General features: G+C 41.6%; 10 protein-coding genes. 6 read left to right on the plus strand and 4 right to left on the minus strand.

Going from position 1 to position 14,390, the window contains the following annotated elements:
• Nucleotides 1-392 precede the first annotated feature (392 nt).
• On the plus strand, nt 393-2,474 hold the full coding sequence (gene fusA / locus PHA78_RS00930) for an elongation factor G (protein WP_024419398.1): 2,082 nt from the start codon (nt 393-395) through the stop codon (nt 2,472-2,474).
• 233 nt (nt 2,475-2,707) lie between these two features.
• Here fusA and PHA78_RS00935 read toward each other — a convergent pair whose 3' ends face one another.
• Nucleotides 2,708-3,829 carry a glycerophosphodiester phosphodiesterase family protein gene (locus PHA78_RS00935; RefSeq protein WP_029876226.1) on the minus strand — a complete coding sequence of 374 codons (1,122 nt, stop codon included), beginning with the start codon at nt 3,827-3,829 and terminating at the stop codon, nt 2,708-2,710.
• A 792-nt stretch (nt 3,830-4,621) separates the two neighbouring features.
• Entirely contained in the window at nt 4,622-5,743 is a 1,122-nt protein-coding gene (locus PHA78_RS00940) for an IS110 family transposase (protein WP_015445098.1), read from the minus strand.
• 406 nt (nt 5,744-6,149) lie between these two features.
• Here PHA78_RS00940 and gap point away from each other — a divergent pair, with 406 nt between their 5' ends.
• The 5 genes from gap (at nt 6,150) to glnA (ending at nt 11,727) form a co-directional block, all read left to right on the plus strand.
• Nucleotides 6,150-7,160 carry a type I glyceraldehyde-3-phosphate dehydrogenase gene (gap, locus tag PHA78_RS00945; protein WP_002940037.1) on the plus strand — a complete coding sequence of 337 codons (1,011 nt, stop codon included), beginning with the start codon at nt 6,150-6,152 and terminating at the stop codon, nt 7,158-7,160.
• A 145-nt stretch (nt 7,161-7,305) separates the two neighbouring features.
• Complete coding sequence (locus tag PHA78_RS00950) at nt 7,306-8,505, plus strand: phosphoglycerate kinase (RefSeq protein WP_014637337.1); 1,200 nt, start codon at nt 7,306-7,308, stop codon at nt 8,503-8,505.
• 885 nt (nt 8,506-9,390) lie between these two features.
• A complete protein-coding gene (locus tag PHA78_RS00955; protein WP_002940039.1) occupies nt 9,391-9,906 on the plus strand; it encodes an FUSC family protein in 516 nt (171 codons plus the stop codon).
• A gap of 75 nt (nt 9,907-9,981) precedes the next feature.
• Nucleotides 9,982-10,353 (plus strand): MerR family transcriptional regulator, encoded by a 372-nt coding sequence (locus PHA78_RS00960; RefSeq protein ID WP_099807205.1) that lies wholly within the window; start codon nt 9,982-9,984, stop codon nt 10,351-10,353.
• A gap of 27 nt (nt 10,354-10,380) precedes the next feature.
• Nucleotides 10,381-11,727, plus strand: coding sequence for a type I glutamate--ammonia ligase (gene glnA / locus PHA78_RS00965; RefSeq protein ID WP_099807204.1), 1,347 nt, complete (start codon nt 10,381-10,383; stop codon nt 11,725-11,727).
• Between the two features lie 462 nt (nt 11,728-12,189).
• Here the strand turns inward: glnA and rnjA are convergent, their stop codons facing one another.
• Both rnjA and PHA78_RS00975 read right to left on the minus strand, forming a co-directional pair.
• Nucleotides 12,190-13,869, minus strand: coding sequence for a ribonuclease J1 (rnjA, locus tag PHA78_RS00970; RefSeq protein ID WP_272158334.1), 1,680 nt, complete (start codon nt 13,867-13,869; stop codon nt 12,190-12,192).
• Between the two features lie 3 nt (nt 13,870-13,872).
• Complete coding sequence (locus tag PHA78_RS00975) at nt 13,873-14,103, minus strand: DNA-dependent RNA polymerase subunit epsilon (RefSeq protein ID WP_002938523.1); 231 nt, start codon at nt 14,101-14,103, stop codon at nt 13,873-13,875.
• Nucleotides 14,104-14,390: the final 287 nt, after the last annotated feature.

The following is a 14,390-nucleotide window of genomic DNA, read 5'->3' on the forward strand; positions in this document are numbered from 1 at the left end:
AGCTAAAATTCAACTAAGATTAAGATACGAGGGCGTCAAGCAACTCCTAGACAAAATAGGGAAGCGAAGCAGATTGCTGTGCAATCAATGAGGTTCTCACCTAAAGGTAGCCCCATTTGTAATTGGCTAAAGCCAAAACAACTGCGTCTCTTTTTGTCAGTGAGTTGTAGCCCGAGTTCAATTAAGATGTGAGGGCGTTAAGTCAGTTCTATATAAATCGATTGAGATTATAGTACAAACTTCTCGTTCCAACATCACAAATCGGATTGAGGCTTGCCTCAACCACTTCACACCATTAGTAAGAAATCAAGCGGGTGGGACTTGCCCACTCGCTTTTCTTAAAATATGGTATAATCAGAATAGAAATCTAAAAATATAGGAGAACAAACCTCATGGCACGCGAATTTTCATTAGAAAAAACTCGTAATATCGGTATCATGGCGCACGTTGACGCGGGTAAAACAACGACAACTGAGCGTATTCTTTACTACACTGGTAAAATCCACAAAATCGGTGAAACTCACGAAGGTGCATCACAAATGGACTGGATGGAGCAAGAGCAAGAGCGTGGTATCACAATCACATCTGCTGCGACAACAGCTCAATGGAACAACCACCGTGTAAACATCATCGACACACCAGGACACGTGGACTTCACAATCGAAGTACAACGTTCACTTCGCGTTCTTGATGGTGCGGTAACCGTTCTTGACTCACAATCAGGTGTTGAACCACAAACTGAAACAGTTTGGCGTCAAGCAACTGAATACGGTGTTCCACGTATCGTATTTGCCAACAAAATGGATAAAATCGGTGCTGACTTCCTTTACTCAGTAAGCACACTTCATGAGCGTCTTCAAGCAAATGCTCACCCAATTCAATTGCCAATCGGTTCTGAAGATGAGTTCCGTGGTATCATCGACTTGATCAAGATGAAAGCTGAAATCTATACTAACGACCTTGGTACAGACATTCTTGAAGAAGATATTCCAGCTGAATACCTTGAGCAAGCTCAAGAATACCGTGAAAAATTGGTTGAAGCAGTTGCTGAAACTGATGAAGAATTGATGATGAAATACCTTGAAGGTGAAGAAATCACAAATGACGAATTGAAAGCTGCTATCCGTAAAGCAACTATCAACGTTGAATTCTTCCCAGTATTGTGTGGTTCTGCCTTCAAAAACAAAGGTGTTCAGTTGATGCTTGATGCAGTTATCGACTACCTTCCAAGCCCACTTGACATCCCTGCTATTAAAGGTGTTAACCCAGATACAGATGCTGAAGAAGAGCGTCATGCATCAGATGAAGAGCCATTTGCAGCTCTTGCCTTCAAGATCATGACTGACCCATTCGTAGGTCGTTTGACATTCTTCCGTGTTTACTCAGGTGTCCTTAACAGCGGTTCATACGTATTGAACACTTCTAAAGGTAAACGTGAGCGTATCGGACGTATCCTTCAAATGCACGCAAACAGCCGTCAAGAAATTGAAACTGTTTACGCTGGTGACATCGCCGCTGCGGTTGGTTTGAAAGACACTACAACTGGTGACTCATTGACAGATGAAAAAGCAAAAATCATCCTTGAGTCAATCCACGTTCCAGAACCAGTTATCCAATTGATGGTTGAGCCTAAGTCTAAAGCTGACCAAGACAAGATGGGTATTGCCCTTTCTAAATTGGCTGAAGAAGATCCAACATTCCGCGTTGAAACAAACGTTGAAACAGGTGAAACAGTTATCTCTGGTATGGGTGAGTTGCACTTGGATGTCCTTGTTGACCGTATGCGTCGTGAATTCAAGGTTGAAGCAAACGTAGGCGCTCCTCAAGTATCATACCGTGAAACATTCCGCGCTTCTACACAAGCTCGTGGTTTCTTCAAACGCCAGTCTGGTGGTAAAGGTCAATTCGGTGACGTTTGGATCGAATTCACACCAAACGAAGAAGGTAAAGGATTCGAGTTCGAGAATGCTATCGTCGGTGGTGTGGTTCCACGTGAATTCATCCCAGCGGTTGAAAAAGGTCTCGTAGAATCTATGGCTAACGGTGTTCTTGCTGGTTACCCAATCGTTGACGTTAAAGCTAAGCTTTACGATGGTTCGTACCACGATGTCGACTCATCTGAAACAGCCTTTAAAGTGGCAGCATCTCTTGCCCTTAAAGAAGCTGCTAAATCAGCTCAACCAACTATCCTTGAGCCAATGATGCTTGTAACAATCACTGCACCAGAAGACAACCTTGGAGACGTTATGGGTCACGTTACTGCACGTCGTGGTCGCGTTGACGGTATGGAAGCTCGTGGTAACACACAAATCGTTCGTGCTTATGTGCCACTTGCTGAAATGTTCGGTTACGCAACTGTTCTTCGTTCAGCAACACAAGGTCGCGGTACATTCATGATGGTATTTGACCACTACGAAGATGTACCAAAATCTGTACAAGATGAAATCATTAAGAAAAACGGCGGCAATGCTTAATTGACTGTCCAAGCCTGCTCGAAAGAGCGGGCTTTTTTTCATGCCTTCTATTTCTCTTTCGTCAAGAACAAATGAAAACCACCAGTTAAACTGGTGGCTGAGAAGATGTTGTAGTTCATTAAAAATCACCTCCAACAGTCTAGGGCTGAACTGTGGCACGTGGAAGTCGGACAAACGAAGTGGATGCTAAATAATCAAGTGGACATTTTCGCATCTCTCTTAAGACAAAATCATTATTCCTGGATGGGGAATATTTTAAAATATTGTAATTGTTCTTGATACAGTTTTGTGTATTTATTGGCTTGTGATAGACCAGATAAAACTGTTTGTGTACGAGTTGGGTAGTCGGTGATGATGCCATCTACTTCTATGGAGTCTGCTTGTTGTACTCCTTCAGGAGTATTGACAGTCCATACGTAGAAAGATTTTCCCGATTTGCAAATATAATTGAGCAATTCATCTGTGAGTTGGTCTAAGGGGACGCTATAACCTGTCAAATTTGGTAGTTCATTTTCTGGAGGACTGCTCATCAATAGGTAAGTTTCAAACTTTGGAGAGTAGGAGAGGGCGGATTTCATGAAATCATAACTACCAGACTGAAGTTGATGACCTTCTTCTTCAAAACGTTTTTGATACTTCTTCATGAAATTGTCCACCATCTGCGGGCTATCTTGGTCTGAAGTTTTAAAATCAATTAAGAGTTTCTGTTTTCTCGCAGTTGCTTCAGCTAGAATCTGGTCAAAACTTGCGATTTGAGCAGTATGTCCTGCTGCATCCGTTATCCTTGTTTCTGTTAAACTTGCTAAAGTTAAATCATGAGGACGGTAGTCTAGTCCGGCCCAATTAATCAAAGTTGGGTCATGAAAAGCAACGAATTCTAAATCAGCAGTTTCCCAAAGATCAATTTCAATATAATCTGGGTTGCTTTCGCTAGCTAATTGGACTGCTTCAACGGTATTTTCGATGGCTTGGTGGTCGTTTAAAGCACGGTGGGAGATAATAAGAGGAGATTTTGGAAGATGGGAGGCTGCTTCAAATCCAGCTAATAAGAAAACAGGGAATGCTGGTAGGAGAATAAATAGAAGGGAGGAAGGTTTCCACCATGTAAATCTTTCGTTGAATAGGATTTTCCACCAAATCCATAAAGGAAGTGTGATTGTAAAAACTAGGTTACTGTATAAAAGAGCAACTGAAAGGTTATAAATGGTTTGTACATGGTTTGGAAAAAAATCCGCTAATTTGGTTTGAATAGAAGCGGTGGCAAAGCTGACTCCGTACCAAATTCCAAAGCAGATTAGAGGTATGATAGTGCTGATAACTATTTTTTTCCATTTTGAACGATGTAATCTTTTCAATGAGCGTCTTTTAATGCTCTCTGAATGGGTTGTTCGCATTACGTATTATACTTTCTAAAATATGTTAATTACTATTGTAACATTTTTTATTTTTTTTTCAATTGAGTTAGAAAGGATTGTAAAAATAGTCATTCAGAAAATGCACAAAACCAATTTCTAGCTCCGCACTTTTTCAATATATTTTCAAAAAAATTTGAACCAGAAATGTAGAGTATGTTGCTTTTGAAGATAGGAAAATACGGAAAATTCAAAAAAGTATAGTCGAATGAATTAGCTTTCAGACAAGGAACTGAGGTGCAGGTTGCTAGCACAGCCTAGTGGCTGTGCTAGGTTGGAGATATAACTTGCAAAGCAAGTCACTTCTGCAGAGTACGGCAAGCCGAAAGTGACGATGTATCAAAGTTAATTCAAATGACTGATATGTAAAGCCCTTTGTCAAGTAAAAACAATCGAACTGATTAAAAAATGAAAAGTATCTAGAAAGAGCCTAGTTCTTAGCTTCGGGCATTGGCCACTCTGATATTCGTGGATTGGTTACCTACAGGTCAATGGTTCTGCCGCGAGTCCTACTCTCTATAAGCGTGGATCACAATTGTGCCACTTAGTCGTTTCGTAGATGACTCAAACCTTGAAGTCCTAAACTCCTTCAAGATACTTTCCATTCAAACATGATTTCAATCCTTATTTCTGTCCAAATTCACCCAGTGATTTTGGATAGAAATAGGGATTCCTCATCGCTCTGCGATGATAAAACTTAATGGTCAAAAGTGTACATGAAAACAAGCGCTAACTTCAAGCTATTCTTCCTGTCATCATCCCCCAAATAAAACCAGACAATTCTCGTGCAATAGCTGTTTTAGCAACATTTTGTTTCTTATTTTTTCCTAGAACAAGTGTGCGATAACGTCTTCTTAAGCGTTCATTAGCCTTATCCGCATAAGCAATCACCTCCACTCGGTTTCCACTTTGTCTCCTTTTCAATTCTTTGGATTTATACCCAATCGTCCCCTTAGCCAATGATTGTGCAGCTTCTATCAGAAGTCGTCTCACATGGCTATTCCCAGCTTTGGTGATAGCACCTCTTCTCTCCTTGTCGCCGCTAGAATTTTCGCTAGGAGTTAGCCCAAGATAAGAAGCAAAATGTTGAGCTGTCGCAAAGCGATTAAAATCACCGATTTCTGTCACAATGGAAAGAGCAGTTAGTGTTTTAATGCCAATAAAGCAAGAAAGCCGTGAGACCTTCTCTTGATAACTGTCGCTTTGACCCAGTTGCTCAATTCGTGCATCATACCGTTCTATTTGATCTACTAATTTCTCATAGGTCAATAGATATTCTGTCAAAATCTCTGCGTAAAGTCCATCAGGATTTAGGGAACGGAGCCAGCGAACATGTTTCTGTGTCCAATTACTGCTTCCCTCGGTATAGCGAAAATCATGTCGGAGACAGAAGGCAAGAATTTGTTGTTTGATTTTCTTCAGAGCCACTTTGTGGTCTGTTCTCATGCGGATATATTCTTTGACTTGTTCATCCTCAACAGTAGGAATATGAACAGGCCGATAGCTACGAAAGGCCAGAGCTTTTGCGAGCTGAGCTGCATCTTTTTTATCAGTCTTAACACGCTTAGATCCTTCCTTCATCACCGTTGTAGGCGCCATCACGATACAGGGAATCCCGTGAGCTTGTAGCTGGTGATATAGGGTAAATCCAAGACATCCGGCTTCGTAGCCACATAACACTTCTGCATCTTGACCATATAAACGACGAAGCTCATTCACATAGTTCACAATATAGCTAACATTTGGACCAACTTTAGTGCTATGTTTGAATTGATTCGCCATCATATCATAATAGCAGAGTGAAAAACTTTCTTTGTGAACATCCATTCCGATGAAAAGTGTGGTAAAATGAAACATATAAGACCTCCAATTGAGTGTGGTAATTCCTGTTAGAAGTCGATTGTTTTTTTATTCTAGTGTACAGGTAAATCCACGAATTCTCAACTGGGGGTCTTTACATATTGTCTATAATCTATCAGATTGTGAATTGATATGCTATATTATTGAGTAGAAAACTTGCCTTGAAATAGATGACTGCAAATACAATGAATAATCTTTTAGAGTTTGTAAGAGTTTGTAAATACAAGAAAAGGTATGTGGACATGATTTAAGTATGCAAACTCTTGCAATTTTCGGTAAATAGTTATATAATAAGAACGTTGAAAAGATGCTTGTAGGCTTACAAGTTAATATTTTCACAAAAGGATTAAAAGGCTTGCCTTTTAAAATAAAGAACTCGATTTTCATAAGGAGGAAATCATTCATGGTAGTTAAAGTTGGTATTAACGGTTTCGGACGTATCGGTCGTCTTGCTTTCCGTCGTATCCAAAACGTAGAAGGTGTTGAAGTTACTCGTATCAACGACCTTACAGATCCAGTAATGCTTGCACACTTGTTGAAATATGACACAACTCAAGGTCGTTTCGACGGTACTGTTGAAGTTAAAGACGGTGGTTTCGAAGTTAACGGTAAATTCGTTAAAGTTTCTGCAGAGCGCGAGCCAGGAAACATCGACTGGGCTACTGATGGCGTAGATATCGTTTTGGAAGCTACAGGTTTCTTTGCTTCTAAAGAAAAAGCTGAGCAACACATCCACGCTAACGGTGCTAAAAAAGTTGTTATCACTGCTCCTGGTGGTAACGATGTTAAGACTGTTGTTTTCAACACTAACCACGACATCCTTGATGGTACTGAAACAGTTATCTCAGGTGCTTCATGTACTACAAACTGTTTGGCACCAATGGCTAAAGCTCTTCACGATGCATTTGGCGTTCAAAAAGGTTTGATGACTACAATCCACGCTTACACTGGTGACCAAATGGTTCTTGACGGACCACACCGTGGTGGTGACCTTCGTCGTGCACGTGCTGCTGCTGCAAACATAGTTCCTAACTCAACTGGTGCTGCTAAAGCTATCGGCTTGGTAATCCCAGAATTGAACGGTAAACTTGACGGTGCTGCACAACGTGTTCCAGTTCCAACAGGTTCTGTAACTGAATTGGTTGCAACTCTTGACAAGAAAGTAACTGCTGAAGAAGTAAACGCTGCTATGAAAGCTGCTGCTACTGAATCATTTGGTTACACTGAAGACCAACTCGTATCTTCAGATATCGTAGGTATCTCATTCGGTTCATTGTTTGATGCAACTCAAACTAAAGTTATCGAAGTTGATGGCGAGCAATTGGTAAAAGTTGTTTCATGGTACGACAACGAAATGTCTTACACTGCACAACTTGTTCGTACTCTTGAGTACTTCGCAAAAATCGCTAAATAATCCTTAGTGAAAATCGAAGAGGCTTCGGCCTCTTTTTTCATTCGTTCTTTTTGAAGATTTGTGAAAAAAATATCTTTATGCAAGAAAAAATACAGAAAATATGATACAATGGTAAAGTAAATATAATTTAAGGAGTTCTTATCTAATGGCAAAATTGACTGTTAAAGATGTAGAATTGAAAGGCAAAAAAGTTCTTGTTCGTGTGGACTTCAACGTGCCTTTGAAAGATGGCGTTATCACAAACGATAACCGTATTACAGCTGCTCTTCCAACTATCAAGTATATTCTTGAGCAAGGTGGACGTGCAATTCTTTTCTCTCACCTTGGTCGTGTGAAAGAAGAAGCTGACAAAGAAGGTAAATCATTGGCTCCTGTAGCAGCTGACTTGGCAGCTAAATTGGGTCAAGACGTTGCTTTCATCGCAGGTGCTACTCGTGGTGCTGAATTAGAAGCAGCTATCAATGCTTTGGAAGATGGACAAGTTCTCCTTGTTGAAAACACTCGTTTCGAAGATGTTGATGGTAAGAAAGAATCTAAAAACGACGAAGAACTTGGTAAATACTGGGCTTCACTTGGTGATGGTATCTTCGTTAACGATGCATTTGGTACTGCACACCGTGCGCACGCATCAAACGTTGGTATCTCAGCAAATGTAGAAAAAGCAGTAGCTGGTTTCCTTTTGGAAAACGAAATTGCTTACATCCAAGAAGCTGTTGAAACTCCAGAGCGCCCATTCGTGGCAATTCTTGGTGGTTCAAAAGTATCTGATAAGATCGGTGTTATCGAGAACCTTCTTGAAAAAGCTGACAAAGTTCTTATCGGTGGTGGTATGACTTACACATTCTACAAAGCTCAAGGTATCGAAATCGGTAACTCACTTGTAGAAGAAGACAAGCTTGATGTGGCAAAAGCACTTCTTGAAAAAGCTAACGGTAAATTGATCTTGCCAGTTGACTCAAAAGAAGCTAACGCATTTGCTGGCTACACTGAAGTTCGCGACACAGAAGGTGAAGCAGTTTCAGAAGGCTTCCTTGGTCTTGACATCGGTCCTAAGTCAATCGCTAAGTTTGACGAAGCGTTGACTGGTGCCAAAACAGTTGTTTGGAACGGACCTATGGGTGTATTTGAAAACCCAGACTTCCAAGCTGGTACAATCGGTGTAATGGACGCTATCGTGAAACAACCAGGCGTGAAATCAATCATCGGTGGTGGTGACTCAGCAGCAGCAGCTATCAACCTTGGCCGTGCAGATAAGTTCTCATGGATCTCAACTGGTGGTGGTGCATCAATGGAACTCCTCGAAGGTAAAGTGCTTCCAGGACTTGCAGCTTTGACTGAAAAGTAAAAAATGCGATGAAAAGAGTTGGGAGACCAACTCTTTTCTAGTGCATCGCGTAGCATTTCTACGAAGCTAAGCGAGTTAGAAAGTCTAGCAAGGTGTAAAGTGCTTCCAGGACTTGCGACGGGAGTGGGAAAGAACTCGACTAGTCAAAAAAAGAGTTCGTCAACAAGTCCTTATTTCCAGTTGTTGAGCTGAAACAGTCTGGGGATAGACTGTTTCACTCCCACCCCCGCACAGCTCAAACTGTCTGGGAGACAGTTTGAGGTTGGAAATGAAGCGAACTCTGTTCGCATCAGTCGTATAGGTCAGATTTAGAGTGTAAAACACGAACAAATCTGCCAATCAACCACTGCGCTGAGATGTTGACACGAACTCTAAGAAGCGATGCTGGACTTTATGCCCAGCTTCTAGTGCCATGCCTAGTCTTTCTGGGAAGTGTGACCTAGAAAGACTGGCTAGGTGCAGCTTTGACTGAAAAATAGGCGGTAAGTCAGCTCAAAATATCTGGGAGATATGTTGAGGTTAGAAATAGAAGAAGCGAAGCTTCTGTCAAAAATGATTCCGTAGATTGTTACTTTGATTTTTCTTGGTGATAACTTCAAATAGTCCACTGTGCTATTTGAACCCCGCAAGGCTGAATCTTGGTCACAACTCCCATTCAGCTACTGCGACAAAAATATAAATGTAGAAAAGACGTTGTTTTTTTGCAGCGTCTATTTGTTTGTCTTACTTCTGGGTTCCTTCTTGCAGCTGATTTAAAGTAGCAGATTATTGGGTTTTTCGAAAAGCTGGCGTGAACAGGAGGCTTCTCCAGTCGAGCTTAGGAGAAAAGAAAAGCTGGGCAGGTATTTGCTATTCTATTTTCCGAAATCATGTTAGAATAGAGGTATGTTTAAAAAATATACATTTGATCCAAAGAAATTTCGGTTGGGGATGCGGACGTTCAAATCGGGTTTAGCAGTCTTTCTAGTTATTCTACTCTTTGGCTATATGGGCTGGGAAGGGATTCAGATTGCGGCTTTGACGGCTGTGTTTAGTTTACGAGAAGACTTCGATCAGAGTGTCCATTTTGGAGCTTCTCGTATTCTGGGTAATTCTATTGGCGGTTTTTATGCGCTACTTTTCTTTATTTTGGATAGGTTATTCTTAGATCATTTTTGGGTAACTGCGGTTTTTGTTCCGATATTTGTCATGTTAACGATTATGACAAATGTGGCGATGAATAATAAAGCGGGAATTATTGGTGGTGTATCAGCTTTATTAATTATTACATTGTCGATTCCTGCTGGTGATACGATTCAATATGTGTTTATTCGTGTATTTGAAACCTTTATCGGAGTTTTCATTGCGATTCTAGTTAATTATGATGTGAATGTTATAAAAAAACGTTTTCAGGATAAATAATGTTATAAAATATAACATCGCCTATTGACCTAAAAAAAAAATTCTCCTATAATGGTAGGCAGAAAGGAGTTCATTATGAGAGAAAGAGAGTTCCGTCGTTCCCTGGCCATTTTTCCAATTGGCAGCGTTATGAAATTGACCGACCTAACAGCCCGTCAGATTCGTTACTATGAAGATCATGGATTGATAAAGCCTGATCGAAATGAAGGGAATCGTCGCTTGTATTCTCTAAATGATATGGACTTACTTCTTGAAATCAAGGATTTTCTAGCTGAAGGTTTGAATATAGCTGCGATTAAGAAGGAATATGCAAATCGTGAAGCGAAAGCTAAGGTTCAAAAACAACAGAAAACCTTGACGGACGAAGATGTCCGTCGTATCTTACATGATGAATTCAGTCGTCAAGGACGCTTTTCAAGTCCTAGTTCCATTTTCCGTTCATCGTAATTACTTTTTAAATAGAGGAGAAAACTAATGGCATTCACAGTGGCAGATATCAAACGCGATATTAAAGAGAAAAACGTTACCTTCCTGCGTCTGATGTTCACAGATATTATGGGAGTGATGAAAAACGTAGAGATTCCAGCAACTGATGAGCAGGTTGATAAGGTATTATCAAACAAGGTCATGTTTGATGGTTCATCAATCGAAGGGTTTGTACGTATTAATGAATCAGATATGTACCTTTACCCAGACTTGAATACTTGGACAATCTTCCCCTGGGGTGATGAAAATGGTTCAGTAGCGGGTTTGATCTGTGATGTTTATTCAACTTCAGGTGAGCCATTTGCTGGTGATCCTCGTGGTAACTTGAAAAAAGCCCTTCGCCACATGGAAGAACTTGGATTTTCTTCATTCAATTTGGGTCCAGAGCCAGAATTCTTCCTCTTCAAGATGGATGAGCAAGGAAATCCAACCCTTGAAGTGAACGACAAAGGTGGTTATTTTGACCTAGCTCCAACAGATTTAGCAGATAATACCCGTCGTGAAATTGTGAATGTCCTTACTCAAATGGGCTTTGAAGTAGAAGCAAGTCACCACGAGTGTGCCGTTGGTCAGCATGAAATTGACTTCAAATACGATGATGTTTTGAGTGCTTGTGATAAGATTCAACTTTTCAAGTTGGTTGTTAAAACGATTGCCCGTAAACATGGTATGTATGCAACCTTTATGGCTAAGCCAAAATATGGTATCGCTGGTTCAGGTATGCACTGTAACATGTCACTCTTTGACAAGGATGGAAACAATGCCTTCTTTGACCCAGAAGATCCACGTGGTATGCAATTGTCAGAAACAGCCTATCACTTCTTGGGAGGTTTGATCAAGCATGCTTACAACTATACTGCTATTACAAACCCAACTGTAAACTCCTACAAGCGTTTGGTTCCAGGTTTTGAAGCTCCTGTTTACATCGCTTGGGCTGGTAAAAACCGTTCTCCATTGGTTCGTGTTCCAGCTTCTCGTGGTATGGGAACTCGTTTGGAATTGCGCTCAGTTGATCCAACTGCTAACCCATATTTAGCAATGGCTGTCCTTTTAGAAGTAGGTCTAGAAGGTGTTGAGAACAAGATTGAGGCACCAGCACCTGTTGAAACCAACATCTATGCAATGTCAGACGAAGAGCGCCGTGAAGCTGGTATTACAGACCTACCATCAACTCTTCACAATGCCTTGAAGGCACTTCGTAAAGATGAAGTCGTTCGTGCAGCCCTAGGTGATCATATTTATACGAATTTCTTGGAAGCTAAGAAAATCGAATGGGCAAGCTACGCAACCTACGTCTCTCAATGGGAAATCGACAACTATTTGGATATGTATTAAAAAAAATGGTCCGGTGGACCATTTTTTCACGAGCCGAGAAACTGGAAAGCGAGTAATGGCGCTTGGCCCATTTTTTCATGAGCCAAGATATTCGAGAGCGAGTAATGGACCGGTGGAGTGAAACAGTCTGGGAAGAGACTGTTTCAGCCCGAGTTCAGAAATGCAGGGCGAGGGGATGGACATGAGCTTGAAAACCAGATAGCGAATTAGGTCCCTTGCAGTTTTTTAGACCGAAGACAAGTATCTCACGGATACTTGTCTTTTTCTGTTCATACTCAATGAAAATCAAAAGTAGCCTAGAAAACGATGGCGAAGATTGAACTGGAGTTCATCAAGGCAAGTTGACACCGGTTAATTTTGATTTTCGAAGAGTATCACCAGATTAATGTTTCACATTTTAAGGAATAGTGGTCATTTATAAAATAATCCCGCAGTTCATAGAACTTACGGGATTGTTGCTTATTATTGATCAGGAGTGAGAATCATTGGGATAATGATAGGCTCGCGTTCTGTTTTTTCATATAGGAATGGTCGTAGGGCATTGACAATGGCGCCGTTGACCGTCTGGATATTGGCATCTTTATTACGCATAGCGATGCGGATAGCGTTGAAGAGAACGCGTTGGCTTTCGCGGATCAAGTCACCAGATTCGCGCATATAGATGAAGCCTCGGCTGAGAATATCTGGACCTGCCAGAATCATCTTGGATTTGAAGTCAACGGTTGCAACAGCAAGGACAACGCCGTCTTCTGAGAGGTCTCGGCGGTCTTTGAGGACAGCTGCACCGATTTCACCGATACGGTTTCCGTCCACGTAGATATCTTGGGCGTTGAACTTGCCGGCCAATCGTGCAGAATCCTTGGTCAGGGCTAGGACATCACCGTTTTCCATGATAAAGATGTTATCTTTTGGCACGCCGGTATCTACTGCCAGGCTGGCATGGATTTTTTGCATCCGGTATTCGCCATGGACAGGCATGAAGAATTTTGGTTTGATTAGGCGGAGCATGAGTTTTTGTTCTTGCTGGCCACCGTGTCCAGAGGTATGGATGTTGTTAATCTTACCGTGAATGACGTCAACACCGGCTTCAATCAAGATATTGATCAGCTTGTTGACACCTGTGGTATTTCCCGGAATAGGACTGGACGAGAAAATAACCGTGTCGCCCGGCTGGAGTTGAACCTGACGGTGAGTACCGTGGGCGATGCGAGAGAGTGCTGCCATAGGCTCGCCTTGGCTACCTGTACAGAGAATCATAACTTCGCTGGCTGGGTACTCCTTGATCTCGTTTGGCTCGATGAAGGTATCCTTAGGCACCTTGATGTAGCCGAGATCGATACCATTGACGATAGCTTTCTCCATAGAACGTCCAAAGACAGCAATTTTGCGACCAGTCTTGACTGCTGCGTCAGCTGCCTGTTGCAGACGGAAGATGTTGGAGGCAAAGGAAGCAAAGATGATGCGTCCGTGAATGCCTTCAATCAGTTTCATAATGGACTGGCCGACCACTTTTTCCGAGTTGGTGAAGGTTGGGACTTCAGCATTTGTCGAGTCGGAGAGGAGGCAGAGAACACCTTCTTCACCGAGGGCAGCCATGCGATGCAGGTCTGCGGGCTCGCCAACTGGCGTGAAGTCGAACTTAAAGTCACCGGTACAGACGATTTTTCCTTGCGGGGTGTCAACGACAATACCAAGTGGTTCTGGAATGGAGTGGGTGGTGCGGAAGAAGCTGACCTTGAGGTGCTTGAAGGTCAACTCTGTATTATGATTGATTTCATGCAAGGTCGCATCACGGAGCAGTCCGTGTTCTTCCAATTTGCCACGGATAAGGGCGAGGGCCAAAGGACCTGCATAGATTGGGACATTGGCTTGCTTGAGTAAGAAGGGAATGCCTCCGATGTGGTCTTCGTGACCGTGGGTAATGACTAGACCTTTGACACGATCTAGATTTTCAACGATATAGGAGTAGTCTGGGATAACGTAGTCGATACCCAATAGGTCATCTTCTGGGAACTTGATACCGGCATCGACGATGAGAATTTCATCCTTATACTCGATACCATAGGTATTTTTCCCGATTTCTCCCAAACCACCGATGGCGAAAACGCCAACTTCATGAGGTTTTAGATTGACTGATGACATGGATTAAAACTCCGTAATTTTGAAATCTGCGTGCTCTTTCTCGTATTCAAGATGATTGTCTGATAAGAGGTCGATAAATTCGATGTTGTATTCAGGGCGGTTGGTTTCCACCAATTCACGCGCGATAATACGACCTTCCAATTCTGACGCAGCATCGATGTCTAGATAAAGAGCACGTGTTTGCTCGCGACGTGGGCTAATTTTTGATTCTTGATAGAATACTTTATAAATCATGTGTAGTATAGTTCCTTTCTTTTTGACTGGCAACTATGAAAAAAGCCCCAAACAGTTGGGGCTGTCTGGTAATGCTTATTCAATTTTCTCGAGTTGTCAATTTATTCAGTCTAAATATTACTCTTCATTATACCATAAAATATGCTGATGGTAAAAGGGTTTGGTAGGAAAATGGAAAAGTGTCATGATTTTCAGAAACAAGCAGTCATTTGGCAGAATAATAAGCAAAATTGACAAAAATATATTTGGATATTATAATAAATGGAAGTGGAATTTTAATGCATCAA

Origin of the sequence: Streptococcus sp. HN38, assembly GCF_028335765.1 — a bacterium.
Taxonomy (GTDB): domain Bacteria; phylum Bacillota; class Bacilli; order Lactobacillales; family Streptococcaceae; genus Streptococcus; species Streptococcus suis_P.